Annotated in this window: 22 protein-coding genes; 8 read left to right on the top strand and 14 right to left on the bottom strand. The window is 52.3% G+C overall.

All coding sequences use genetic code 11. From position 1 onward, the window contains the following. Positions 1-3: 3 nt before the first annotated feature. From TERTU_RS03720 to gntR, 4 genes are all read right to left on the bottom strand, one after another. The gene (locus TERTU_RS03720; protein ID WP_228378262.1) at positions 4-1,284 is read right to left on the bottom strand and encodes a Dol-P-Glc:Glc(2)Man(9)GlcNAc(2)-PP-Dol alpha-1,2-glucosyltransferase; all 1,281 of its coding nucleotides are present in this window, start codon (positions 1,282-1,284) and stop codon (positions 4-6) included. 116 nt (positions 1,285-1,400) lie between these two features. Beyond that, positions 1,401-3,764 carry a GH36-type glycosyl hydrolase domain-containing protein gene (locus tag TERTU_RS03715; protein WP_012779325.1) on the bottom strand — a complete coding sequence of 788 codons (2,364 nt, stop codon included), beginning with the start codon at positions 3,762-3,764 and terminating at the stop codon, positions 1,401-1,403. Between the two features lie 58 nt (positions 3,765-3,822). Beyond that, positions 3,823-5,472 (bottom strand): MFS transporter, encoded by a 1,650-nt coding sequence (locus tag TERTU_RS03710; RefSeq protein ID WP_015820748.1) that lies wholly within the window; start codon positions 5,470-5,472, stop codon positions 3,823-3,825. 51 nt (positions 5,473-5,523) lie between these two features. Next, positions 5,524-6,537, bottom strand: a complete 1,014-nt coding sequence (gene gntR / locus TERTU_RS03705; RefSeq protein ID WP_041590055.1) for an HTH-type transcriptional regulator GntR — start codon at positions 6,535-6,537, stop codon at positions 5,524-5,526. A gap of 146 nt (positions 6,538-6,683) precedes the next feature. Between gntR and TERTU_RS03700 the strand changes: the two genes are divergently transcribed. Together TERTU_RS03700 and TERTU_RS03695 are read left to right on the top strand one after the other, a co-directional pair. After that, on the top strand, positions 6,684-7,211 hold the full coding sequence (locus TERTU_RS03700; RefSeq protein WP_015817420.1) for a gluconokinase: 528 nt from the start codon (positions 6,684-6,686) through the stop codon (positions 7,209-7,211). A 126-nt stretch (positions 7,212-7,337) separates the two neighbouring features. After that, on the top strand, positions 7,338-8,318 hold the full coding sequence (locus TERTU_RS03695) for a GDSL-type esterase/lipase family protein (RefSeq protein ID WP_041590054.1): 981 nt from the start codon (positions 7,338-7,340) through the stop codon (positions 8,316-8,318). A gap of 77 nt (positions 8,319-8,395) precedes the next feature. Here the strand turns inward: TERTU_RS03695 and TERTU_RS03690 are convergent, their stop codons facing one another. Next, the gene (locus TERTU_RS03690; RefSeq protein WP_015820175.1) at positions 8,396-8,998 is read right to left on the bottom strand and encodes a peroxiredoxin; all 603 of its coding nucleotides are present in this window, start codon (positions 8,996-8,998) and stop codon (positions 8,396-8,398) included. Between the two features lie 374 nt (positions 8,999-9,372). On the opposite strand from TERTU_RS03690, the gene TERTU_RS03685 reads away from it, so the two are divergent. Next, entirely contained in the window at positions 9,373-9,582 is a 210-nt protein-coding gene (locus tag TERTU_RS03685; protein ID WP_015817594.1) for a bacterioferritin-associated ferredoxin, read from the top strand. A gap of 133 nt (positions 9,583-9,715) precedes the next feature. Then, positions 9,716-10,186, top strand: a complete 471-nt coding sequence (gene bfr, locus TERTU_RS03680; RefSeq protein ID WP_015819771.1) for a bacterioferritin — start codon at positions 9,716-9,718, stop codon at positions 10,184-10,186. 56 nt (positions 10,187-10,242) lie between these two features. Here bfr and TERTU_RS03675 read toward each other — a convergent pair whose 3' ends face one another. The 3 genes from TERTU_RS03675 to TERTU_RS03665 form a co-directional block, all read right to left on the bottom strand. Continuing rightward, positions 10,243-12,426 (bottom strand): serine/threonine-protein kinase, encoded by a 2,184-nt coding sequence (locus TERTU_RS03675; protein ID WP_015819341.1) that lies wholly within the window; start codon positions 12,424-12,426, stop codon positions 10,243-10,245. A gap of 116 nt (positions 12,427-12,542) precedes the next feature. Further along, the gene (locus tag TERTU_RS03670) at positions 12,543-13,295 is read right to left on the bottom strand and encodes a PepSY domain-containing protein (RefSeq protein ID WP_015818342.1); all 753 of its coding nucleotides are present in this window, start codon (positions 13,293-13,295) and stop codon (positions 12,543-12,545) included. Then, positions 13,288-13,839 (bottom strand): FMN-binding protein, encoded by a 552-nt coding sequence (locus TERTU_RS03665; RefSeq protein ID WP_015818219.1) that lies wholly within the window; start codon positions 13,837-13,839, stop codon positions 13,288-13,290. The genes TERTU_RS03670 and TERTU_RS03665 overlap by 8 nt, the downstream gene beginning before the upstream one ends. An 887-nt stretch (positions 13,840-14,726) precedes the next feature. On the opposite strand from TERTU_RS03665, the gene TERTU_RS03660 reads away from it, so the two are divergent. The 3 genes from TERTU_RS03660 (at position 14,727) to TERTU_RS03650 (ending at position 17,929) form a co-directional block, all read left to right on the top strand. Then, the gene (locus TERTU_RS03660; protein ID WP_015819271.1) at positions 14,727-15,365 is read left to right on the top strand and encodes a Crp/Fnr family transcriptional regulator; all 639 of its coding nucleotides are present in this window, start codon (positions 14,727-14,729) and stop codon (positions 15,363-15,365) included. A gap of 370 nt (positions 15,366-15,735) precedes the next feature. Further along, complete coding sequence (locus TERTU_RS03655; protein WP_015819414.1) at positions 15,736-16,437, top strand: response regulator transcription factor; 702 nt, start codon at positions 15,736-15,738, stop codon at positions 16,435-16,437. Further along, positions 16,430-17,929, top strand: coding sequence for a sensor histidine kinase (locus TERTU_RS03650; RefSeq protein WP_015817890.1), 1,500 nt, complete (start codon positions 16,430-16,432; stop codon positions 17,927-17,929). The genes TERTU_RS03655 and TERTU_RS03650 overlap by 8 nt, the downstream gene beginning before the upstream one ends. Positions 17,930-17,988: 59 nt before the next feature. Here TERTU_RS03650 and TERTU_RS03645 read toward each other — a convergent pair whose 3' ends face one another. Next, entirely contained in the window at positions 17,989-18,570 is a 582-nt protein-coding gene (locus TERTU_RS03645) for an HD domain-containing protein (protein ID WP_015818471.1), read from the bottom strand. A 72-nt stretch (positions 18,571-18,642) separates the two neighbouring features. Next, positions 18,643-19,593 carry an endo-1,4-beta-xylanase gene (locus TERTU_RS03640; protein ID WP_266352082.1) on the bottom strand — a complete coding sequence of 317 codons (951 nt, stop codon included), beginning with the start codon at positions 19,591-19,593 and terminating at the stop codon, positions 18,643-18,645. Between TERTU_RS03640 and TERTU_RS03635 the strand changes: the two genes are divergently transcribed. Continuing rightward, entirely contained in the window at positions 19,592-19,969 is a 378-nt protein-coding gene (locus tag TERTU_RS03635) for a hypothetical protein (RefSeq protein ID WP_228378260.1), read from the top strand. The genes TERTU_RS03640 and TERTU_RS03635 overlap by 2 nt on opposite strands. Before the next feature lie 92 nt (positions 19,970-20,061). On the opposite strand, the gene TERTU_RS03630 is transcribed toward TERTU_RS03635, so the two are convergent. From TERTU_RS03630 to TERTU_RS03615, 4 genes are read right to left on the bottom strand one after another with little or no spacing between them, the layout of a single operon-like run. Then, positions 20,062-21,243 (bottom strand): porin, encoded by a 1,182-nt coding sequence (locus tag TERTU_RS03630; protein WP_041590048.1) that lies wholly within the window; start codon positions 21,241-21,243, stop codon positions 20,062-20,064. A 10-nt stretch (positions 21,244-21,253) separates the two neighbouring features. Continuing rightward, entirely contained in the window at positions 21,254-22,333 is a 1,080-nt protein-coding gene (locus tag TERTU_RS03625; RefSeq protein WP_015818850.1) for an imelysin family protein, read from the bottom strand. Between the two features lie 16 nt (positions 22,334-22,349). Next, a complete protein-coding gene (locus TERTU_RS03620) occupies positions 22,350-23,456 on the bottom strand; it encodes a DUF1513 domain-containing protein (RefSeq protein ID WP_015818939.1) in 1,107 nt (368 codons plus the stop codon). Further along, positions 23,453-24,907, bottom strand: coding sequence for a di-heme oxidoreductase family protein (locus TERTU_RS03615; protein ID WP_228378259.1), 1,455 nt, complete (start codon positions 24,905-24,907; stop codon positions 23,453-23,455). The genes TERTU_RS03620 and TERTU_RS03615 overlap by 4 nt, the downstream gene beginning before the upstream one ends. Between the last annotated feature and the right edge of the window lie 2 nt (positions 24,908-24,909).

Here is a 24,909-nt window from a genome sequence, read left to right as displayed (position 1 = left end):
CGGTTATAGAAAAAAGCTTTGCCGAGACACGTTAAACAAAATAAAAGCGCTTAATACAAGGAACCCCGCTAAATTTATCAACGTACTCAACCTGGACATGGGCGGCCGCCAAAGCATAATCAGAGCAAGTGCCACAAAGTAATAACGCTGCTCAATCAGCGGTAGGGGAACGAATGACAACAATGCAAAAGGAACCAGCAATAGCAAAAGGTCACCGTGCACACTGGTGCGAACCGCGACCACATAGCTCAACCCCATCCAGGCGATAGGAATATAGCTGAGCACTCGCCACAGGGTAACGTCGCTGGTGTAATGCAAGAACCAATTGTGACCGTAAAACACGAGCGTTGCACTGTTGTATTTGTGGGGATGGCCATAGGTGTAGAAGTAGACAAAAAAGCCGGCTACGAGCACGAGTGCTATCCACCAATGGCGTACTAACAGCAATTTTATCTGCGGTAGCTGCTCGACATTGAACGGCAAAAATACCGCCCAGGCGACCAGCAGAAAGAAATAGAGATTGGAAAGATTAAACGATATAGGGTGTTGCTCTGCGTCGCCAACGGCAACGCCACCATTGACCGCAACAAATAGGACAAACAACACGTAAACCACAACCATAAACCGGTTGCGCCACAGCACTTGCTGTAAAAATTTCGGGTTCAGCACATTCGTTAAAATTAAACGCAATTGCATCTCGCGCGCAACCTGAAGCGCAATCATGCATGAGCAGAATGCAACCCAAATAATGTTGGGTTGACGCAGTAATACCGCCGCCAAAGCGAGCAAGCCCGCCACGCCATAGTGTCGCTGCCAGCACCGTTCCACCATAAACAATACCACCATTAACGAGGGCAGATCGGTATAGGTGAGGAAAAACAGCGGGAAAAAAAACGGAATAAATACCAGCAGTAACGTCCTGGCAATGGCCTCAGCAGGGAAAAACCGCTTAACGGTGAAATACATGGCGGGGATAACACTCGCCGCAAACAACATATGAGAAAATCGAATACCGTTCAGTGACACCAGGCCGGTTACTTTAGCCAGCGCCGCGACTATCAGGTGATAGAGCGGCAACATGGTAACGTACTTAAAAATTTCAAATCGACCCTGCATAAACCAGCCGATTTGATAGCGGTGCACATCCTCGTCACCGATACCACCTTTAAGGTGTGAAACAGTATCGAAACCCAACAGCAGTGCAGCCAGCAACAGCAGGCCAAACAGATGGATTTCATTTAACCCGGAAGACTGGGACAATTGCGACTTTAACGGTGTTTTCACAGCGACTATATCCGGCATTACACCGGCACCCTTTAAGGTTCTGGGCGGCCATTATTGGTGTTTTTACCGGGTCAATCAACCGCACTCATACAGTTGATTAACACTCTGAGACGCCGCTAGCAGCGCGGCAACCGAACCTCCACTGTGTAGCGGCTGCCCTCCTGTACTGACAAGATAAAGGGCTCGGGCAAGGAGACACCGTCGACACTCACTTCCATTCGGGTAACGGATGCAACACGACAGAAATGAACCTCTAGCTCAGCGCCACGGAATGCCCTTGTGACCCGTGCATTGTGCCAGTGGCTGGGCAGTTGCGGCTGAATCCGCAACCCCTCGGGGCAGCCGACCAGACCAAACAACCCTTCCACCAGACTGCGGTACACCCAGGAAACAGTGCCCGTATTAAACAATTGGCTGGACCGCCCTGCGGTACGCGGAAACTGGTAATAGGCGCCACGGTAGTAGTTGGGGATAAACACCGGCATTTGACCGCGCTGCAGCAGATCAGCCTCATCCGGGCCAGCAATCATTTTACGGATAACCTCGTAGCCGCGGTCGGCTTCGCCAACACAAAACAGTGACCAGGCGTAAAACGCCGCGGCGTGATTATAAATTGAGCCATTTTCTGCCGCGCCCGGATGCTTCTGCGTAACCCGCCCCACGTCTTCACGCATTTTGGTGTAGGCCGGCGCTAGCATCATCACTCCATAAGGCGTGTCCAATTGTGCGTCTATTGCATCCAGCATTTTCCCCCGTTGGCTTTCAGTGGGGGTTCCAGCCATCAGTGCCCAGCTTTGCGGATTTAAAAAAATACGCCCCTCTTCATCGCCAGCAACACCAAAGACCACGTCGTCGTCGGTGATTCCCCGGCCGTACCAGTCACCGTCCCACAAGTATTTATTGACGGCCTGATTGATCTCGGTGGCACCAGCGGCAAACTCCTCAGCCAGCGTGCGCTCCCCCAGGTGCTCGCACACTTGTGACCAAACCCGCAACCCATAGGCCGTTGCAACACTGAGCCAACCGGATACGCCTTTACCCTTGTAGCCAACCATATTCATAGGGTCGTTCCAGTCGCCCTGCGCAATGTAGTTCAGCCCGCGCGCATCGCGGTCGTTGAGAAGCCAGCGCATAGCGGCGTTAATACGCTCAAATACACTGAGTTGGCTTGATCCTTTCCAGTCTTTAACCGGCAATTGCAGAAAATCGTAGTCAGCCGTTTCGTTGAGGTAGGCTGTCAAACACACGGGCAGCCACACGCAGTGGTCTGTGTGAGGAATCTGATTGATATATTTCAGCTCTGCGTCCTCGCGCAGCAGCACGCCGTCTGGCATAGAGCCATTTTCTTCCTGTTGCGCCAACGCCCACAGAAACGCCTCTTTGGTAACCTGCGGCCGCACATAACTCATGCCCATGCTGTCTTGCAGGAAATTCCGCGTTTGCGGATCTGTGGAAAGCCGATTTACGTCACCGTGATAGAACACCTGTCGCGGCAACCAGTGGTTAACAAAGTTATCAAAATCCGCGTCATCAGTCGCGATGGTCAAAACGCCCTCGCCCTCAGCCACATAGTGCGCATATTCCTCTGCGTGCGCGGTAAACCCGGGGTCGGTGAAAAACTGCTCGCGAAGCTGTGCAATTTCAGCATCGTCCAGCGCCGGCCCGAGAATGAACCGATAATCTTCCACCGCGCGCGGAGGCATCGCAAGGCGGTATTGAAAGATCCCCGCCGGCGTTTCATAGAGCGCATCGCCGTCACCCAGGGTATCGGCTTGAACACCACTCGGGCGCTGGACACCACCCTCCCCTTCGAAGATATCCCGGCAGGCTTCCCAGTGCGTTGGCGCACGGTCGTGCAGGAAAAACGTCTTGTCCTTCAGATTTTTATTTTTGAAGTAGTCATCAAGCTTTTGATAAGGCGTAACGCAACTGCCGACGATACCACCCAGGTCTTCCCGGTAGCGGGCAGACTGATTCATCCAGCTCATAAAGCCAAGTGTCATGTAGGGGTAAACACTGATTTTTCGCGAACGGCCACTCAGGTTGGTAATTTTGAGCTGCCACAGCTCGGCCACATCCTGCTTGGGAATGGTCAGCTGCAACTCGACGCGAATGCCGAGCTTTTCCACCCGCCAACGCAAATCGCTTTTGCCGACGGAAAATACAAAGGTATCTGGCTTCGCGCGGACTGGCTCATGGGGCGCGGAAAAAAATTCGCCGGTCTCTTCATCTTTTACAAAAAAGAATCTTCCCGGCGTGTGCGCGAACATCGGCTGCTCCGGCAGCATAAATATTTTGCCTTCAACGATGGGCTGATAGCTGTACTTGGCAGGTTCCGGCTGCATGTGCTGTGCAATCGCATAGCCGCGGCAGGTAACCTGAATCATCATTTTTTTATTCCACAGAAAACCCGCGCACTGGGGCATCGCCGTCGGGCTATGCAGTTCATATCGCTCGCCGTTTTGAACGCGCTTTAACATAAAATCGTTCTCGTAAAAAAAACGCCCTTTCGGGCGCAGTCATTAGAGGTAAGGAAATCTAATTGGAGGAACTTGCTTGCTCGCGGGCTTTAAGATCCTGCTGAATAGTTTCGAGCTGGTCACCGGTAAGCGTGTAAAAACGCGTAACCACCACAGCTATTAAAGCAAACACACCAGGCACGGCAGTTTGCAGCAACACAATGCCAAACTGCGATGCGTCGGATTGTGCGGCTTTTGCCGCGTAGCCAAATGCAGCAAGTACCCACAGCATACCGGCAGACCCCATGGCGCCACCGAGTTTTTGTGCAAAGGTCGCGGCAGAGAATGTCATGGCCGTTGCCCGGCGACCGGTTTTCCACTCGTTGTAATCCGCGGAATCGGCGTACATAGACCAGGTAAGCGGTGACTTGGGCCCCAGCGCAAGACTGATTAACGCACACAGAATAAACATCACCACAATTTCCCCGGGCAAGTCACCGGAATTGTGCTGTATCAACTTGCCTGCCTGGCGAAAACTCACGACTACACTCACTACCATATCGTCGGCGGGCGTTAACGAAAGTGTCGCTGCGGCTTCACCGTTAATGGGTACCTGACGAGTAAATATCCACCAGCTTTTTTGGTGCTCCTGCCACTGATATTCGAACGACGTTTGTTCGGGTAATACAAGCAGGTCCCCAGCATCAAGCGAATAAGTCTGGCCAGCAGATAAGCTGCGCACGCCATTAAAATCCGGCTTGGGCACAAAGGTGAACAACACAGAGAGCGTACCAACCACGGCCATCAATACCATCAACAAACGGGTTTTATCCAGCATGCGTGTCATCAATGGTGCACCTGCAGCACCTACCGCATAGGCAATCATTTGCACACCTAAAAATGCACCCAGCAAATCTGGACGCTCGAGAAAATAAGTGAAATAGTAATAAGCCGAGCCTGCGCGCATGGTGATGGTCATCATGATGATCATCGACAGCGCGAATAAAATGATCCATGGGCGGTTACCCAGTAAGTCTCGGATATCTTCGAAGGGATTGGTCTTCTGGTGAGATGGCGGAGCAATGCGCTCTTTGGTTGTCGCAAACGTCACCGCAAATATAATTGCCGCTGCTATCCCGTAGAGAGCCATGGTTAGCTGCCAGCCGCGCGCATCGTCACCGCCGCCCAGGCTGTTCACCAAATCCATAGTGAAAAAATTCACCACAAAGCCGCAACTGAACGCAAAAATAAACCGAATACTGATAAGCGATGTGCGTTCTTGACTGTTTGCCGTCATCACACCAGACAAGGATGAATAGGGCGTGCTTAACACCGTGTACATCATCATCATTAAGGTGTAAGTCACGTAGGCATAGATCAATTTAGCGCTGCCAGTGAGATCCGGCGTGCTGAAGGTTAGTACTGCCGCACCTGCCATCGGTAACCCAGCGAATAACAGGTAGGGTCGAAATTTACCAAAGCGGGTACGGGTGCGATCAGCCACGGCGCCCATTACCGGGTCTGTGCAGGCATCAATTATTTTTGTGGTCAACATCATAGTGCCGGCCGCCGCCGCGCTGATACCAAAGACATCGGTATAAAACGCCGCCAAAAAAGACGCAATGGTCGTCCAGTACAAGTTAAAACCGAAGTCGCCAAGACCATAGCCCAGCTTCTCCTGCAGTGGTAATTTTGCGGTTCTTTGCTCTGCGTTGTTACTATTTGCCACTGCCCTTCCCCCGGCACATGCCCATTTATCGTTATTTATTTTTATGTGTAATTAATGCTGCCGCTGCGTAGATTCGCGCATTCTCAACTGATAGCCGCAGTTGACTTTGGTTTCCGCTGGCACTTCTCCAGCAATCGCGGCGAGCACCATCTGCGTCGCCTGCACGCCCATATCGTAGCGGGGAACATAAACACTGCTCAGCGGAGGATTAACCCGCGCCGCCGCTTCCATATCGTTAAATCCGCAAATCGCCATTTTTTCTGGTACCGCCAAGTGCATGCGCTGGCATTCGAACAGGGCACCAAGCGCCAGGTCATCATTTACGCAAAAAATAGCTTCACAACACCCCTGTGACTGGGCCATAAGACTGCGAAACAACTCCGCCCCCATGGCCAAACTCGATGGCCTGGGTGTAGTCACAATCAAGCCATCGTCACTCAAACCCGATTGATTCATGGCCTGACGATACCCCTGCAATCGCTGTTGCGCGCGGGTATCCATGCGAGCGCCCATAAAACCTAGCCGCTGAAATCCACGCTGAGTCAACTGTTTAACCATGTCGAATGCGGCCGCGCGATGCGAAAACCCCACATTCATATGAATAGGGTCTTCCACTGATTCCATAATCTGCGCCACTGGAATCGCGGCATTTCGCAACAGTTTGCGCGTAGCTTCAGTCTGGTCGCCACCGGTGATAATCAACCCTTCCGGCGCTTGACCAAGAAGCGTCCGCACCAGTTTTTCCTCTTCCAAAGGCGAATAGTGGCTGTCGGCCAGTAACACCTGGAAACCCGCTGGCCCGGTCTGATCGTAAATGCCGCGCAACACTTCGGTAAAAACACTATTCGACAGCGAGGGGATAATCACCCCGATAATTCCCGAACGGGCCGACGCGAGCGCGCTCGCCGAGCGATTCGGGATGTAACCCAAGCGGTCGATGGCGTGATCCACTCGTTCGCGCACACCCGCCGATACCTTGACAGGATTATTGATTACACGGGACACCGTGATAGCGCTAACACCAGCCAACTCGGCAACATCAGCTAAAGTAATACGTTTAGACATGGGGATATTATGAGGTATAAGCGCTGGTTTTCTCGTTTTTTTATTATTAAACTCCTTCAACCCTCTTGGGAGCCTTAGCGCGAAAAACCTTAACACAAGAATAATGTTAGCGCTACCACTCAACCAGACAATGTACCGGAGACGGTTTGAACACCTGCAATTATTCACTTGCTGAGCCAACAGCCATTATTGTGATGGGAGTATCGGGTAGCGGTAAAACCACCCTGGCCCAGCATCTAGCAAAACGGCTTGGCATAGCGTTTCTCGACGCCGATGATTTTCACCCGGCCACCAACAAAGCGCACATGGCCAGCGGGAAGCCATTGACAGACGCCATGCGTCTGCCGTGGGTAGACATTCTGCGGCAGCGGCTCAACACCGAAATAACCGCAGGCCGCAGCCTTACCCTCGCGTTTTCCGGTTTGCGCAAAAGTCATCGCGAGCTCCTGCGTCAAAGCCAGGGCCAAAAGGTGTTTTTTCATCTTACCGGTACAAAAGCGCTTATTGCAGAGCGCATGATTGCACGGAGCGGCCACTTTATGCCCGAGTCGCTTTTGGATAGTCAATTTGACGCGCTCGAACCACCGATTAGCGAACCAGATATAATTCCTTTACACATTGAACACAGTATCGAGCAACTTACCGAGCAAGCACTGAGTCACTTCCACAGGTAACCCGACAATATGGTTTTAAAGTATATATCCCAACCTTTCCTCCTCCTTTGCCTACTAGTCGGATTCAGCCCCTCACATGGCTTGGCAGAGAAGTTGATTACCGCGGATAACCCACATATCCGATACATGGGTCGCGTGGACCTGTCCAAACCTGGACAAGCCGGGGTTTCCTGGCCTGGGACGCAAATTGATACGGTAATAAACGGTGGCGAGTTGGGGATCACCCTCGACGATCAGTACGGTAAAAACTACTTTAACGTGTTTATCGATGAGGACTGGCACACACCGATTGTGATCGCCTGCGAGCAGGGGCGCAAAACCTATTGGATCAGCCGCTATTTGTCAGCTGGAAAACACCGGGTCACAGTGAGCAAGCGCACCGAAGGTGAAGAAGGCCGGACGTTATTTGTAGGATTTAATGTGGCTGACAAGGGCAAACTTTTCGCGCCTCCCAAGCTACCCCATCGAAAAATCGAATTTTATGGTGACTCTATAACCAGCGGAATGGGTAATGAAGCAGCACTGTATAGCGGCGACGCCGAGCTGGCGGAAAAAAATAGCTTTATGAGTTATGCCGCGATTACAGGCAGAAAGCTCAAAGCGGATTATCGGCTCATATCACAAAGTGGGATCGGAATTATGGTGAGCTGGTTCGACTTTATTATGCCGCAATTCTATGACCAGCTTGATGCCGTCGGCAACAACGAAACGGCGTGGGATTTTAGTCTGTGGCGGCCGGATGTTGTGGTGATTAACTTGTTCCAAAACGACAGCTGGCTGGTTGAGAAGCGCCTCAACCCGGTTCCATCAGACAGCGAGCGCATCAATGCGTACAAAGCCTTTCTTTCCAGCGTGCGCCACAAATATCCCTCTGCGTTAATCGTTGCGACTTTGGGCAGCATGGATGCAACGCGCAAAACATCGTCTTGGCCAGGCTATATAGAGTCAGCCGTGGCGTCCTTGAAGGCAGAACAACAAGACAACCGAATAGTCACGTTATTCTTCCCGTTCGAAGATTACGGCCAGCACCCACGGGTATTTCATCACCAGCGCAACGCAGAACGCCTGAGTGCGTTTATCGCAAAAAAGATGAACTGGAAAATGTGAGGGAAACCAACTGCCTCTACCGCAGCATAAAAAAAGGCGCCTGATACGGCGCCTTTTTTCTGATCACGAAGAGCAGCTTATAGCTTGTCTGCGTTCTCAGACAGGTACTTAGCAACACCAGCTGGTGATGCGTCCATACCAGAATCGCCGTCTTTCCAGCCAGCAGGACATACTTCGCCATGCTCCTGGTGGAACGCCAGTGCGTCAACCATACGCAGCATCTCATCAACATTGCGGCCCAGTGGCAGATCGTTAACAACCTGATGGCGCACAAGACCTTCTTCGTCGATCAGGAAGGAACCACGAAAAGCAACGCCACCTTCTGACTCTACGTCGTAGGCTTTACAGATTTCGTGAGTCATATCAGCAACCAGTGTGTACTTAACTGGGCCGATACCACCTTCGTTAACGGGGGTGTTGCGCCACGCATTGTGGCTGAAGTGAGAGTCGATAGAAACGCCAATCACCACAACGCCGCGTTTTTCGAACTCAGCCATACGGTGATCGAACGCCAGCAATTCAGAAGGACATACGAAGGTGAAGTCCAGCGGGTAGAAGAATACAACCGCTTTTTTACCCTTGGTCGCTTCAGCGAAGCTGTAAGTGTCTACGATCTCACCGCTGCCCAATACAGCAGGTGCAGTAAAATCGGGTGCAGATTTGCCGACTAATACGCCCATAGTTTTCTCTCCAGAGATTTTGAATTTGTGAGGATGGCCATTGCTATCTGTTTTTTCGCTGCCCAGTCGTTCGGCTGGGGCAAGTAGCTGTCGATAGCCCGCGCTAATGATACACAGGCTAAAGCAAAATTTTTATTAATTCTGCAAATGACGAAGATTAATTCCCTCCGCGAATAAGCGGTTTTTAGTACAAGCTGCACACACTGAAATCAATTTGTTTATTGACGCACCACAAATTATTGATAAAAATGTAATTGACAATCATTCCTATTCACACTAACCTACAGTCAATAGTTATTCTCATTTAGCGCTATAGCTAAAAGCGTTCAATCGTATTACCCAATTAGAGACCCACTAAAGAGAGCTTCTAAACCATGTACGTTTGCTTGTGTAAAGGTGTTACCGACAGCGCCATCCGCGATGCAGTCGACGCAGGTGCCGAGAGTCTGCGCCAAGTCCGCGACCAGTTGGGAGTTGCCAGCCAGTGTGGTAAATGCGCTTGCGTCGCCCGGGAAGTTATCAACGAACATATGGAAAGCGCTCGATCAGACACCGCTGGCGCGATTTTCTACGACGTCGCCTAAGGCTCAATCGCAACGCGAATAGTTATCGCCTTCATTCTTAAAATTCTGTTTCAAATCAATAGCTTGAATTGACAAATAGGCGCCATGCTTCCAAACTGGGAGGGTTTTGCACAGCCCCCACAGGAGAGGATTTATGAAAGGCGACGCGAAAGTCATCGAGTATCTGAACAAGGTGTTAGGAAACGAGCTTGTAGCTATCAATCAATACTTTTTGCATTCGCGAATGTATAAAGATTGGGGGCTCAAGGAACTTGCAGAACACGAATACAAAGAGTCCATCGATGAGATGAAACACGCGGACATGCTCATTGAGCGCATCCTCTTCCTTGAGGGGCTGCCCAATCTGCAAAGTCTTGGCAAGCTGTTGATCGGTGAGACCACACCCGAAATGCTGGAATGCGACCTGAAACTCGAGTTGCTCGCTATCCCCGATTTACGTGAGGGAATAGCTTACTGTGAGTCAGTGAAAGACTATGTATCCCGTGACCTTTTAAACCACATTTTGGAGAGCGAGGAAGAGCACGTCGACTGGCTGGAAACTCAACTTGGCTTAATCGATAAAGTCGGCCTGGAAAACTACCAGCAATCGATGATTTCGGAGTAACCCCTCCTTCCCAGCACTCTGCAACCGGAAAGATCGCTAAGGTCTGTTGACACAAGCTACGGCGATTTTTCCGCAACAATTTCCTCCACAGCTAACTTAAGCGATTGCAACCGGTTATTCTCGGGCATCGCCGCAAGTGCCGTTTGCACGCGCTCCTGTGCAGCAAAGAACTGCTCATCCCCAACCTGCCGCCAAACCGCTCGGGCAAATTCATCAACCATGGCGTCGCGCCCCTCTTTAGCCCGTTGATTCTTGGGTTCGCGCCGCAGAATACGTTGGTAGTAATAGTCTGCGTTGTCGTTTTCAGGCTGGAAAAACTCGCCCTGGCGCACACGCAACTCAGCCATACGGAAGTAATCGTCTATCTCCCGCACATACGCCACTTGTCGCTCTATTCTCCTTTGTAACGTCTTAGCGCCACTGTGGCCCTCAATCACATCGAGTGCACTTTTGGTTTTTGCCAGCGCACTTTGGAGTTGGCCTTGCTTGAACAGGGCACCCGCTTCACTAACTAACTCCGCAGCTACCGCCTGCAACCCATTTTTCGCTACAAGGTTGGTTGAGTCGAGACGCAACACGGCTTTGAAACTCGTTGCAGCGTTTTTACCCGATGGACGCACCAACTGGCCTGCCTCCTGATACGCCTGCGCTTGTGACAGAAGAGCGCTGATCTGCTGCTGCCGCTCAAGCTCTTTACGCGTGCTGTCGAGACCAGCAAGTGAGTACCCCGCAAAAACATGCTCTACCTGTTCAAGCTTTTGCTTTGCCGCAGAGAACTTGCCCGCCACCAACAAGCGTTCAATATCCGCCAGCCCCTCTTTGCCCAAGCTGGCAAGGTTCGCCTCGGCGACAGAGTCCTCTGGGGAGAGATTGAGTAAATCGATATTCGCTTCCACCAGCGCGTCTAAATAGGTCGCATCTGACCTATACAAGCGCTCCAGCGTAACTATTTTTTCCCGTGCGACCTCAAGCGGGTCTGGCGTGGGCGATGGTGACGCCTTATCAGAGGTCTCGGTGGTGCTAGCGCTCGCCTTTTGCCGCTCAATGGCGCCTTCTGCCAGGGCTTCGGGCTCGACCACAGCTGGAGTTTTTCCCTGATCGCCGGTCACGTTCGAACCATTTCGACTAGAAATACCGTCCGCGCCGGCCGCTCGCAAAGGTTGTTCCGCAAGGGCTGCAAATTTTTCACCTGCGAGATCAAGCCAAGGCTGTATAACTTCCGGCCGCTGTTGGTAAAACAACCAACCGCCGAGGCTTGCGGTCAGTACCAGCCCTATCAACCAGGGGAGAACACCACTGGAGGACGGGGTTCCAGGATCACGATCGTCATATACAACACTGATTGCATCGATGTTTTCGATAGTCGCTGACTGCACGGTCGGCAGGTCACGGTTGTCATCTTCGATCCCATCAGCATGCGCAAATGCAACACTTTGATCTACAAGAGCAACATCGATCCTCTGCAGGTCGTCGATCAGGTCTCCCGCGGACTGATAGCGATCACGGGCATCCTTCGCCATCAATGTATCCACAATGGGTTGTAATGCCGCCATGCCCGGAGGCAGTAAGGGTACCGCCTCAGTTATATGCTTAATACCAATCGCTACCGCAGATTCCGCGTCGAATGGCACCCGACCAGATAAAAGCAGGAAAAAAACCACCCCCAGACTGTACAAGTCAGAACGAAAGTCCACCGATTTGCCCTTCGCCTGCTCAGGCGACATATAGTGCGGCGTGCCTATGGCCACACCCGTCTGGGTAACGCTTTTATCGAGCGTAGCCGCCCGCGCGATGCCAAAATCCATCAATACCGCACGGCCGTCGGAATTGTGAAACATGATATTTTCGGGTTTGATGTCGCGATGGACGTAACCTTTACTGGCTGCATAATCCAGCGCTTTGGCAATATCCAGGATGGTAGTGATTTTCTGTTGCAGGCTTAAGTTGTGTCGAACTTGCTTGAGGTCGCCGCCATCAATGTATTCCATGGCGAGAAAATAATAACCGCTGTGCACCCCCACGTTATGCACAGTCACAATATTCGGATGAACCAGCTGACTAACGATTTTAGCTTCACGGAAAAAGCGCTGGCCGAACGATTCGTCCTCCGCAAGAGCGCGAGACATGATTTTTAACGCTACTTCGCGCTCGAAGATTTCCTGCTGAGCAAGATACACAGTCGCCATTCCCCCCTTGCCAAGGGTGCGAAGTATCTTGTAGCCGGGGATAGTCACAGCCATGTTATGGACCCTATTGTACTGGCGGCGATTAACGGTTATCCCACAATAATAGAGTCATAGCTCCGGTTTGAATACCGAAGCCATATCAATTTCAGACCAAGTATTAAAAGCTGCGATTACCGGACTTTTGGCCGTCCGCGCACCCAGAGCCAGGTGCCGGAAAACGCCAACAGTAAAAACCCCACAGCGAACAGATCGAGGAAAAAAGGCCCCATTGAACCCAAGAACCGGCCTGCGTGTATATCCAGGACAAGACGCTCCCAGGAGATACCACTTGCAAAGTGCTCCATCAGCGCAGCCGATTCAACAGCACCAATCGCTGCAGGCTCGGACCATAAATCTGCCTCGCGTGGCTCCATGGGTACCCAGCCGTTCAACTCGGCATCAGCCAGGTAATATTGTCCAGTGGATTCGAAGACGACCTGCTGGCCCAATAAGCCCAGCCGATCGATGGGAACGGGGACGCCGTAGGCTGCAGTCATCAGTTCTATCAACTGCCAGTCGCCGGTAAACAGCGCCAATGAACGCTCGCAAGCGATCAGGTTGATGTCGGTAAGATGCACTCCCCCTACCAATGGGCCGTCGCAGCGACCGATCTCTCGGCCGTCAACGAATAGCCGTTCGCCGAGCTGAGCGACGGGAGCAGCGTTCGTCTCAAACGCAACCGGGGACGGAGGTGAGATGTGGTAAGCACCAAGAATCCAGGGCGATGAAATGTCGTGCTGGGGCAGGCCAAGTTGATCGCTATGGTTCAGCAGAAGACCCGTGGAGGCCAATAAAACCACCACCAGCGCACAGAATATTCCTAAACGTTTATGCCACTGTATGCAGAAACGTTTGAGTTTGCCGCGAGAGGGAGTTTTAACCATGTTGCTGGGTGTGCGCATGAAGAAATAGCGCGAGTTTAGCGACTTTTTGCGCTGCACGCACCGAAAGGGTCGCTCCGGTAATACCATCTATTGAGTTGCTCAAACGGGCCTTACGGCCCTCGCCCTCCAGCACCGCGCCATGAAATTGGCGCGTGAAATATCCTTGTTGGATTTCACCACCCCGACTTTCTCTGTAGGCGAGAACACGCAGTTCATCAATGGCATCGCCGTCGATAACTACGCCCAGGGTAATCGGTTGCTCTTTACCCACTTCTTCAAGAATCCACGCGGAGCGCACACCGGATCGCCAGTAGCGTACCCGCATCTGGTGGAAATCGTAGTTGAGGTCGCGTGATATCTGAGCGCGCAAATCAGCGGTTAACCAGAGGGTTTTGGCTTGGGGCTGCTCATTGAAAGCCTGGTCGATAAAGTCAGTCGCGCTGGTTTCCGAAGCCGCTGCCGGCAACGCAAAGCCGGCCAACCAGGCGAGCAAACACATTTCGCTGGCCAGCTTCCAAAACATCCGGTAATTTAAATGAAACAAGTGCCGCCCCCCTTAGATCAGGGCATTATAGACAAAGCAAATCGCGATTAATATCCGGGAAAAGGCGCGTAAACTCGCTAAAGGTGAGAATAACCCTCACTGGCGGTGAATATTTCACTGTCACCAAAGTTTGGCCAGCATAAACTTGTCTCCGTCGGTGAGATTTGCTCAGTGCCTAATCACCCTTGGATCTTCGGGGCGCTGGGTAAATCTTAAAGAAGTATGTTTTAACGGAGCCATTTCGGCTCCGTTTTTTTACCTGCAAAGGGAGCTAGCCTGCCCGATTTTTGGCACACAAAACAACAATATTTATTGGAGACATAATAATTGGACAACGCGACAGAATGTGCGAGAAACGAGCCTAGCCGTTAAAAAAGAGGGCGAAACCGGACACGCGGAACCACAGGCTCCCAGCGTAAAACAAGAGCTAATACCCGCCTATCACCAAAACCCAGAAGCGATCTTAGAGCGTCTCGAAGACTGAAAAAATCCGCAAAAATCTGGTTTGCCCTGAAAGGTGAGACAATTCGGAGGTAGCAAGACAGCTGAGCTGATTAGGAGCTTCCCGCTCCAGGCCACAAATATCGTTCCCCTACCGGAATCGGACCCCGCATTCCGCTAATTAACGATCCTTGTTTATGCATCCATTAATAAAGTGGCTCATATCCCAATGACAACATACCCTGTCTATAATCAACTCAGGTTCCGTTGCCGCCTTGCTACCGCTGGTAACTTTAGTGTGCGCCACCTCGTACCTCAGTACCCTAATACCTAGCAGAATGTGAATAATTCACATTTTTCTGGGTAATTAGCGTTTGAACCGGCTGCACTCCCTGCGCCACTCGCGGTATCATTAAGTAACACCTACAAGAACACATACTCTGATTATGCTTAAAAACGTTAGCCTGTTTGCGAATGTTCCAGCACAGTATCTGGAACAACTGGAAAAACTGAGCGTCACTCGCAGTTACCCCAAAAATACAATTCTGGTTACCGAAGGTGATGAGTCTAATCACCTCTACATTATCAAAAAGGGCAAAGTGAGCGTTTTCCTGACCGGCGATGACGGTCGACAGGTGATTTTGAATTTCATGACAGAAGGCGAGTACTTTGGTGAGCTTTCGCTTTTAGATGGCGAGCCGCGATCAGCCTCTGTTATGACGGTATCCCCGTGCGAATTTATTGCCATTTCTCGAGCCAGTTTCCAAGACCTGCTAAAGAATAATCAGGAGTTTTCTCAGTTCATGATTTGTGAACTCACCAAGCGCATTCGCGCGCTGACCGAAAGCGTGCGCGATTTGGCACTGCTGGACGTTTATGGCCGCGTGATCCACACCTTGGAAAAGCTGGCAGATGAAAACAATCGGATCGACAACCCAAAGGTCACCCACCAGGATATCGCCAACATGGTCGGAAGTTCACGGGAGATGGTGAGTCGCATAATGAAACAGCTGATTATCGGCGAATATATTGAGCAACATACCAGCTTTATTCTACTCAAGAAGAAAATGCCGAAATATTGGTAGACCTGAGCTTTACCTATTGCAAAACTTCATGAGCCTATATGTCTCTACACAGGACCTAACAGGCGAGACGCAGTGTTAGCGCAGAAATTGGTAACAAGAATGACGATTAAGGGCCTGTAGAAAGCGCACACTAGCCACTTTGCTAGCCATTGAACAGCCAGGCCCAACCCCCTCCCGCCGCAGCAAAGCGCCTCAGTAGCCCCCGGCAAAGCCCAGACCTGTGATAAAAACGTGATAAACAGGTGACCCGAAAGCGAAAGCTTCGCGGTATAGTCCCCCCGAAACAGCCAGTCAACACTGTCAACGGAGATGACGTGCTCCACCGCGCCGTATGACTGGCCTTCGCGTTGAAACATCCAAAGGCCCGCACATGGCAGAGAACATTCTTGTAATAGAAGATCAGGAAGAAATTAACGAGCTGATCGCGCTGAACCTGGAAACACTGAACTACACAGTTACCCGTGCGCTAGATGGCGATATCGGACTGAACCTAAGCCTCAATACCCGCTTTGACCTGATCATTCTCGACGTCATGCTGCCGGGCATCGATGGCCTGCAAATCTGTCAAAAGTTGCGTAGCGCAGGCGTGTTGACGCCAATTCTGATGCTCACAGCAAAAAAATCCGAAGCAGATCGGGTTGTTGGTCTGGAAGTGGGCGCCGATGACTACCTGACCAAACCCTTCAGTGTGCGGGAACTCCAGGCCCGTGTTCGCGCGCTCCTGCGACGTGTCGCTTTTAATACCCAGGAAACCAATCCTACGGCCGGCCCCGACCAGCTGGTGTTTGGCGACCTTAGTATCAACAAAAACAAACACGTGGTTACCTTGGCGGATGAGGAGATTAAACTCACCGCAAAAGAATTCGACCTACTTCTGTATCTGGCCAGTTCTCCCGGTCAGGTTTTTAGCCGCGACCAGCTCCTGAGTGCCGTTTGGGGCTATCACCACAGCGGCTATGAACACACTGTTAATTCACATATTAACCGACTACGCGCAAAGCTGGAGCCCAACGCCAGCGAACCTCGCTACGTGCTCACAGTCTGGGGGGTGGGGTATAAATTTTATGAATAGTGCAACGCTCTACCGGCGTATGGCCACTTGGTTGCTGGTGACCTTTGTTCTCATCACCGTGCTGCTGATTGTCATATTCACACGCGCTTCTCGTGGGTATCAGCAGGAAATTACCCAACGAATGCACCGTGATCTGGCCGGCTTTGTTGCCGATCACTACTTGTTATTTGATGGCGAACAGCCGGATCTGGCGGTGATCGAACACACATTTCACGACTTGATGATTCTCGGCCCCAATTTCGAATTTTATCTGTTGGACCCTGCGGGCCAGATTCTCGCGTACTCCGCCGACCCGCAAAAAATAAAGCGCCACACCATTGCCATCGCGCCGCTGCAGGCGTTCAGCTCAGGCCCAAAAGATAAATTGATATACGGCGACGACCCTCGTTCCTTGCACCGACATAAAATATTTTCTGCCGCGCCCATCTACAACGAAAACCAACAACTAGCCGGCTACTTGTACGTTATTCTAGGCAGCGAAATTTACGAAGACATCGCCACTATGGTGACCCAAAGCAAGATTATGCACTGGGCGCTATGGCTGATTGGCGCCAGTCTCGGGCTCGCGCTCCTCACCATGCTCTGGCTCACCAGGGTTTTTACTCGCCCATTGGCACGACTTACCCAGCAGGTTACGGCGATTCAAGCCACCGGGTTCAACCGCTTCGACCAAGCAGAAGACTCACTCGGCGCACAGCTACAGGAGTGGAATGGCGACAGTCAGAATGAAATAGACAAATTGGGCAGCGCATTCGCTCAGCTGTTAAACACCCTGAATCAACAATACACCAACGTGCTCACTGTCGATCAACTCCGCAAAGAGCTGCTCTCACATGTCTCACACGATTTGCGCACACCGCTTGCGTCACTGATGGGCTACCTCGAAACCTGGGAAATACACCGCAGCGACCTCAGTGAAAAGCAAAGCACGGAATACATCGCGATAGCGCGCAAAAGTGCCGAGCGAATATCGCATCTGGTCGAACAACTTTTCGAACTGGCGCACCTGGATAGCGGTACAGTGCAAGTCAATCGCGAGCCCTTTTCGCTGCCCGAGCTAGTACAGGATGTACTGCAGAAATTCCAGATCAGCGCCAATGACAAACAGGTCACGCTTGGGGTCACGCCAAACGACAGTCACATTCGGGTGGTGGGAGATATTGAGAAGCTCGAGCGTGTCTTTACCAATCTGGTTGAGAACGCATTGCGCCACACCAATGCTGGCGGCAGCATCACTGTAAGGCTCAAACAAGACACCCGCTTTGTGGCAGTAGAAGTTGTCGATACCGGTGTCGGCATTCCTGAAGCAGACGTGCCGTTTGTTTTCGACCCCCATTTTAAGGCGGGAAACAGCGTGCGAGGCAATACCGCACACGGCGGCCTAGGGCTGGCGATCACCAAAAAGCTGTTGGACTTGCACCACGCCCATATTGAAGTCCGCAGCCAATTGGATCTTGGCACGACCTTCCAGTTTGAACTCGAGGCAGCCTGAAGACGGACTAAACCTGCAGGCAGGAACACGCTGATGGCAGCAAAAATAGGTCGCTGCAATTATTCTGGCAGCCAACCCAGTGCAATCGCACGCTCTATCTTTTGCATTAACCAGCGGTGGAGGTCGGGAAATTCATCGGCAATAAAGGCGTGTTTTTCCTTAACCTGACCGGCTTTGACTCCCATGTCCCGCCAGGCTCGCCCCTCACTTCCAATATTCAGTAGCAGTGGGAGTATGCGGTCGACAACTTTCAACAAACGCGCTTCCGGGCTTATCCCGTCTTCCTGCTCGTCCCACACCTCGGTGAGCTCTGGCACAGTATTGCCGGGGTGTTCGGCTAACCGCAGCACCCCGTTGCGCTCGACAATATGGGCATCAGCTCGCTCAGTTGCATAGAGAAACGTATCGCCCGCATCAATTTCCCCTAGGTCGTGGACCAGCGCCATTTTCAGCAATTTTTCTTCGTCGAGCGCCAGGTCGAATCGACGTGCAAGCTGCCAGGCCGCCATGGCGAGTTGCCAGGAATGTTCTGCTGAGTTTTCACGCCTGACACCGCCACCGATATAGCTTTTTCGCTCTACCAGTTTTAGGCCATCCAACTCGTTAAAAAATTGGTTCATTTGTTCGAATGCTTCGCTCAATTTGCCCTCCAGAAAGCAAAAAAGCCGGATTCCTCTGAACCCGGCTTTGGGAGTTTACATGATGCCTGCTCGCTACTGTCCTTGTAGAGCCTCCAGCACACCAAAGTAGGCGGCCTTTTGCTCGTATGGACCATCCGCCGGGCCAGTAAACAGTAGAGGCCAATCGTCTACGCCCTGACGCTCGTTAAAAGTATGCAACCAGCTATCGCCATCCCAGATCCCCCAAATAGTGAGACCACCGCGCTGCGGTGCAGGCACGTTAGCCAGGTAAGCTTCAACAATCGCTTTATAGCGCGCTTTCTGCACGGCCGCTGCGGCTTCGGTGTAACTGGCGTATTGCGGGAAAGGCGTCGATGCGTAGGGGTTGTTTATCGGCACATCCAGCTCAGTAATTTTTACCTTTAAGCCGCGATCGGCAACCGCTTTAAAGGCGGACCCAATAGCCTCGATTGAGGGCCAATCAATCTGTACATGCATCTGGAAGCCAACGCCTGTAATAGGTACTTCGGCAGCAAGAAGATCATCGACCAGGGTCAGCAGACAATCGAGCTTCGCGCTGTTACCCCCTTCTGTGTCGTAGTCGTTGTAATACAACTCCGCATCGTCGTCCGCAGCGTGGGCGGCGATAAAGGCATTGGCGACAAAGTTTTTGCCAGCTTTTTGATAAAACAGCGAATTGCGCCAGCAACCTTCTATGCCATTCTCGTCAATCACCTCATTCGCCACATCCCAGCTCACCACATCGTCTTTAAAGTGTTCGGCAATGGTCGACACATGGGTGTTAAGCATTGCCTGAAAATCCCCACTGTAGCTACTCATCCATGTGGGAACCTGATAACCCGAGTGCCAGATAAACGTGTGTCCATGCACCGAAAGTCCATTGGCCTTGGCCCAGTTGATCATCGCATCGGCCTGATCAAAGGTGTATGAGTTTTCCCCTGGATGCAGATAACTCATCTTCATAATATTTCCGGCCGTCAGCTGGCTGAAATGTGTTTTTAGCACGTTCTGTTTTTCTGGCATGCCGAGAAAGCTACGGTATTCATTGCCAGCGGTCACCGCCATTCCTACAGGAAACGTTGCCACCGAACTGAGAGTTGCACCGCCGGTACTTGAACTACTTGAAGAGCTGGAAGAACTTGAGCTGCTTGAAGAACTGGAGGAACTCGAACTACTCGAGCTGGAAGAATTTGAGCTGCTGGAAGAACTTGAACTACTCGAAGAACTGGAAGAGGTGCTGGAAGTGGAAGAGCTACTGCTAGATGAACTGCTGCTGGAGTTACCACTGTTTGGTGGCGGTGTTGAAGAGTCGTCCCCCCCACACGCCGCCAGGCTCAGAATTGAGGCAAGCAGCGCAAGTGGCACTGCCCTGGTTTTTATTTTAGCCAACATGTTATGAATCAATACCATGGGAAGTACACCTCGAAGCACACAACTAATTGATGATGCTTCGAGTGTAACTCACAATGTTTTATCTACTCGTAACGAATGTTAAAACTGGTAACCCATGCCCAAATTTATGCCACTAAAATCACCAGCATCTTCATTGTACTGCTGGTAGTCTGCTTTAAATACAATATTGTCTAATGGGTAGTAGTTCACGCCCAGTTCGACAATTTCTTTGCTCTCATCCTGCTGCTGCGAATACTGGCTAATACGAGAGTAGAACCCCCACGACGATAATGGCTTCCAATTCACTTCAGCATAACCGCCATCTTGTACATCCATACCCGCGTTTTTAGCCGCGTCGCCAGCAAGGCTCCAACTTGCGTACAAGCCTTTCAGGGTGACACTACCCAAATTGTAAATCACGTGGCCGCCGATCAAGGTCGCGGATTCCGCATAACTGGTTTCGGCACTCTGATCAAGATCTGGTTGATATTGACCATAAACCGCAAGCTCCAGACCTTTCACTCCGCGGTATGCGACCCGCCCCGTCACGGCGAGATCATAAGCCGATGCGAAGGACGCTTTTTGTTTTCCCGCTTTTAAGTTAAACGGTTCGGCATCCGGATCGGACGTTGGATCTTCGGTTTTCAGGCCTTCAGAAAGCATCACATCGTAACTAAAGCCATTCGAGAAACTCTGCTTAATACTGGTGGCGGCGCCGTACCAGGTGGTTGGGATAATCGTCGTTTCAACGATTGGACGCTCAACACCATAAAAGGTGGTCGGCTCGTGTGTTTCGTTAATGATACCCAAAGGCATTAACTGCACACCGGTACGCCAGTGCAGATTATCCTGTATGTCCAGCTCGACATACGCCTGCTCCATTTCCACCGCGCCGCGACTTCCCGCGCTGGAAATTGCATGTTCAACTTCCCATTCGGTCACCAGCCGCGCGTTGTCGGCAAACTCATATCCCACAAACAGCACGACGCGGTGCATATCCAATTCACGTACGTCTTCATCGTCGCTGCTCAGGTTAGTGTAATGCAGCTCTCCATAGCCACCCAGGGTTACCCGAGAGCGACTGTTGTCGCCTTTGGAGGATTCCACTTCGTCGGCAATAATATTCAGACGCTGGTTCAACTCCTGCTCCAGCTTTTCGATACGCTCCTGAAGCGCCTCCACCGTTGCGTCTTCATTTGTCGATTGTGCGGCAGCGGTAGACGCTATAAGCACTCCCATCAGCGTCATACCAGACACGCCAGCCATGCATTTCGTTAACATGTAAACTCTCCTAATCCCCATCAGTAAACGTAATACCCAAATCCACGTCCAGACCATTGGGTATTTCGCGTTTAAAATTGCCATCCAGCAGGCTTACGCCCACTTCAAAATCGGTCACGTTGCGGGCGTCTATGCTCTGATAAACAAACGCCAGATTCCCCTCCACGGTATCGGCGGCCTGTGCCGCTCCCGCAGAACGCATTACTGCAATAAAATTAAACTGGTCTTCTTGCCGACCATGTAACAGCGCGTCGACTTCGGCAACAGTTGCGGACATCAACTCCCAGGGAATATCCGCGATTTGGGCCACAGAGGTAACCGCAGAGCGCTGCTTTAAATAATCCAGATGCTCCTGCACCACAGTAAGTAATTCCGTTAGTGGTGGTGTGCCATCGGGCAATTCTGCGGCAAGGAAGCGCTCACGATAACTGCGCGTCTCACCGTTGTAGCTCTGTTGCCAGCCAACCGTAATCGCTTCCGCACGTTTTACCAATTGCGCGGCATGCCCTGTGAGTAACTCACAACGCGCACTGCTGGCAGCGTAGCTTTGCACTATGGCGTCACTGTCCCGTTGCTGGTTCGCAGATTCAAAACTGAGTACCTCGAGGGCGAGTAAACCACCTTTTTGAAACGGCAGAAAATCGAAATAACCACTGCCTAAAGGCTCACTAGTGGCGATTACATCCGCGATTTCTTCGCGCACAGTGGCGGTGTAGCTGGTGCCCCGCAAGCGATAGGCATCGACGAACATAAAGTTGGGAAATACCACATCATTTTTCATTGGCCCAAAATTATAGGGCAGCAGGTGGTACCAGTGCAGCGCCAGGTTCTTCCAGCTTTGTTGAAGGTCTGCTAACGAATTCGCGTCCTGCAGAGCACAGAAGTTATCCGCATTCTCGCCGTAACTCGCCGCAGCCGCCGCAAATTTTTCCGCGACGGGAATAATCTGGCGATCAACCACAAGCTGTAGTGTTTTATCCAACGCGCTTTGTGTAGGCTCGACAGGATCGTTACTCCGGCTGCCGCCACAGGCGAAGAGTGCGCCGCAAATTACGGTGAGCAGGAGTGAATGTGCAATTTTTTTTTGCATGGTCTGGTTAAATTCCTTAAAGCGTCATAACCGAAAGGTGATTATCCCACTGCCAACCGGTGTAAGTCTGGCGGCGCTCCGGCAGCTCTTTTAGTGTCGCGGCATCAATAACGCGCACCAGGCCTTGGGAGTTGCTGAGGATAAAGGCGGAATCGTCGCTGGTGCTGGCGATTCCACACACATCGTGAAAGCGATGATAACCTGCCAACGCGCCATCACCTATCCGAAAAAAGCACGCAATATCGCCGCGTGGGCTGGTAATGCCTGCAGTCGCGTGCCGCGAATTCACTGCCACGCTACCCGCGTAATCGTCCATTGCCGCCCACAGGTTTACTGGAGCAGAACAGGCGCGCGGCGACTCGCCACGCCGGTGCAGCCAACCGAGAGGGTTTACGTCGGTGTTATCCATAGCCGCGCGCTGCAGCTGAGTCGCGAACACCACATCGCCTGTTGCAGTTACCGCCAGGTGCCGAATACCCGCTTTGGCTTCAGCCAAATACTGTTGCTCCTGCACCGCGCCCGTCTGCGCGTCCAGATAGGTAAGGTTCGGCTTCATTGTTGCCAGGTTAAGTACTTTTTTGCCGGTCTCGGCGCGAGTGTGAAGCCCACCATTAGCCACTACCAGCGTGCGACCATCAGGCATAAAGGCAAGTTGGTGTGGCCCAATACCACCACTGGAAAACTCGCCGGTGCGCGCCAAAGTATCTGCTCGATACATGCCGATGTACCCTGCACCATCTTTTTCGTCCGCTTCCGTTGTGAACAGGGTACGACCATCTGGGCTGACGCAGGCGTGGCCGGCTAAAACGCGATTTGCGGGGCAGTCAACTGACAGGATCAACTCGCGGGTTGCGAGATCAGCCACGGCGAGGGTGCGGCCGGGCCGCCGGGCAACCATCAAAATACGATTGTGGCCAATGCCAATCACCTGGTGTCCGCGAAACCCGGTTTGAATACGCCCTGCGGGCAATCCAGGTTCGTCCATCCAGCCGAGCCCGAAGTCGTTCTTGCCTTGTGCCGAGAGGATGACTTCCTCCGGCGGCTTTGCAGGCAAAGCCCAGGAAGGCAGATTAAGGCCGCCAAAGGCAAGGGCAGAAAGCCGCAACAACTGACGTCTGTTCACAGTGACTCCACAAATTTAATCAACGCCTGGCGCTGTAACTGCGGCAGGTTAATAAAGGTTTCGCGCACCGCTGCAGCTTCTCCTCCGTGCCACAGAATCGCCTCCTCCACACTGCGGGCGCGACCGTCGTGCAAAAGTTGTCCGCTGCCATTCACCAACGCGCTAACGCCCACCCCCCAAAGCGGTGGCGTTCGCCATTCGCGCCCAGAGGCAGAAAAATCGCTGCGTTGATCCGCCAGGTTCTCGCCCATATCATGCAGCAGCAGATCGGTGTAAGGCCATATGTGCTGATTCGCGAGGTGGTCGGCGATACCGGAGCCAGTCACATAGTCCGGCTGATGGCAACCCTGGCAACCGGTTTGATAAAACTGTGTTCTTCCGCGCAATACGTCCGCATCTTGCGGTGCTCGGCGGGCGGGTACCGCCAAGTTGCGGGAAAATAACACAACCAGATCCAGCAGCGATTGCGGCAGTTCATGGCCGTTTTCGTCGTTGCCCGAAGGAGCGGCTAGACACGCAGTTTGTTGCGCGGTACATGGCTGATCCGAAAAAATCGGATTGGTGATACCGACATCATTCACAAATGCCGCCGCCACCGTAACCGGTAAGTCCGCGCGGTTCGCTTTCCAGCCGAAACGCCCCAGTTGCATGCTGTTGGTTTGCGGGTCCCAAACCCGATTTGCACGCCCGGAGATTCCGTCTTTATCATTGTCCTGCGGGTCTTCCCGCGCCAGTATCGACGCCTCCGGCACAGCTTCGAGCAACCCCACACCCAGCATCGGCGGCGCATTGCGCAGGCTGGTGCGGGCGTTGTCGAGTGAGCCATAGCGCAATTTGTCGATGCGCGCTCTGGGCTGACGTAATTGAGCCGTCTCGCCATCCGGGTAGCGGAAGGTTTCTTCTTGCCAATCCACGTAGATATACGCCTCGGGCGCTACCGAGTGTTCAAGGCTCGAAGACGCTAAGTGACGCAGCTGGTGTGCGAGAGAGATGGACTGAGTTTGCAACTGATCCCCATAGGCCGGGTGCGGTATCACACCCATGGATTGATCATATTTGCCGTGGTCGAGGCTGAGACGCAGTATACCCTGTATCAACAACTCATCACCTTGCTCGGGAATGCGGCCGCGCCCCCCACGGACGTGGCAAAACATACAGGTACGTGCGTTATACAAGGGGCCGAGACCGTCACGAGCCGTGGTCGCAGTGGGTGCTTTTACCCAAGGTTGCTCCGCCAACGCCTTGCCGGCGAAGAAGTTCATACGAGCCGATTCTGGCAAATTGGGGAGGGGGACATCGAACGAAGGGAAAGGTTGTGCAGGCGCGGTAGCCGCACCCGCTGGAGTGCGCTCAGCGGCGGACTCCAGAGGAACATCGGGCGCCGGTGTGCAGGCCCCCAATGACAGAACGACTGCCAGAGCCCACCCGCAGCAGGTGAGCGGCCTGGCCATCA

The organism is Teredinibacter turnerae T7901 (assembly GCF_000023025.1).
In the GTDB taxonomy this organism is placed as follows: domain Bacteria; phylum Pseudomonadota; class Gammaproteobacteria; order Pseudomonadales; family Cellvibrionaceae; genus Teredinibacter; species Teredinibacter turnerae_B.
This window is presented reverse-complemented; position numbering and strand designations above follow the sequence as displayed.

Excerpts from the sequence above, each read along its gene's own strand:
- TERTU_RS03715 (WP_012779325.1), bottom strand. The coding sequence starts at position 3,764 with ATGTTAAAGCGCGTTCAAAACGGCGAGCGATATGAACTGCATAGCCCG.
- gntR (WP_041590055.1), bottom strand. The coding sequence starts at position 6,537 with ATGTCTAAACGTATTACTTTAGCTGATGTTGCCGAGTTGGCTGGTGTT.
- TERTU_RS03695 (WP_041590054.1), top strand. The coding sequence starts at position 7,338 with ATGGGTCGCGTGGACCTGTCCAAACCTGGACAAGCCGGGGTTTCCTGG.
- TERTU_RS03690 (WP_015820175.1), bottom strand. The coding sequence starts at position 8,998 with ATGGGCGTATTAGTCGGCAAATCTGCACCCGATTTTACTGCACCTGCT.
- TERTU_RS03685 (WP_015817594.1), top strand. The coding sequence starts at position 9,373 with ATGTACGTTTGCTTGTGTAAAGGTGTTACCGACAGCGCCATCCGCGAT.
- bfr (WP_015819771.1), top strand. The coding sequence starts at position 9,716 with ATGAAAGGCGACGCGAAAGTCATCGAGTATCTGAACAAGGTGTTAGGA.
- TERTU_RS03675 (WP_015819341.1), bottom strand. The coding sequence starts at position 12,426 with ATGGCTGTGACTATCCCCGGCTACAAGATACTTCGCACCCTTGGCAAG.
- TERTU_RS03670 (WP_015818342.1), bottom strand. The coding sequence starts at position 13,295 with ATGGTTAAAACTCCCTCTCGCGGCAAACTCAAACGTTTCTGCATACAG.
- TERTU_RS03660 (WP_015819271.1), top strand. The coding sequence starts at position 14,727 with ATGCTTAAAAACGTTAGCCTGTTTGCGAATGTTCCAGCACAGTATCTG.
- TERTU_RS03655 (WP_015819414.1), top strand. The coding sequence starts at position 15,736 with ATGGCAGAGAACATTCTTGTAATAGAAGATCAGGAAGAAATTAACGAG.
- TERTU_RS03650 (WP_015817890.1), top strand. The coding sequence starts at position 16,430 with ATGAATAGTGCAACGCTCTACCGGCGTATGGCCACTTGGTTGCTGGTG.
- TERTU_RS03635 (WP_228378260.1), top strand. The coding sequence starts at position 19,592 with ATGCCGAGAAAGCTACGGTATTCATTGCCAGCGGTCACCGCCATTCCT.
- TERTU_RS03640 (WP_266352082.1), bottom strand. The coding sequence starts at position 19,593 with ATGCCAGAAAAACAGAACGTGCTAAAAACACATTTCAGCCAGCTGACG.
- TERTU_RS03630 (WP_041590048.1), bottom strand. The coding sequence starts at position 21,243 with ATGTTAACGAAATGCATGGCTGGCGTGTCTGGTATGACGCTGATGGGA.
- TERTU_RS03625 (WP_015818850.1), bottom strand. The coding sequence starts at position 22,333 with ATGCAAAAAAAAATTGCACATTCACTCCTGCTCACCGTAATTTGCGGC.
- TERTU_RS03615 (WP_228378259.1), bottom strand. The coding sequence starts at position 24,907 with ATGGCCAGGCCGCTCACCTGCTGCGGGTGGGCTCTGGCAGTCGTTCTG.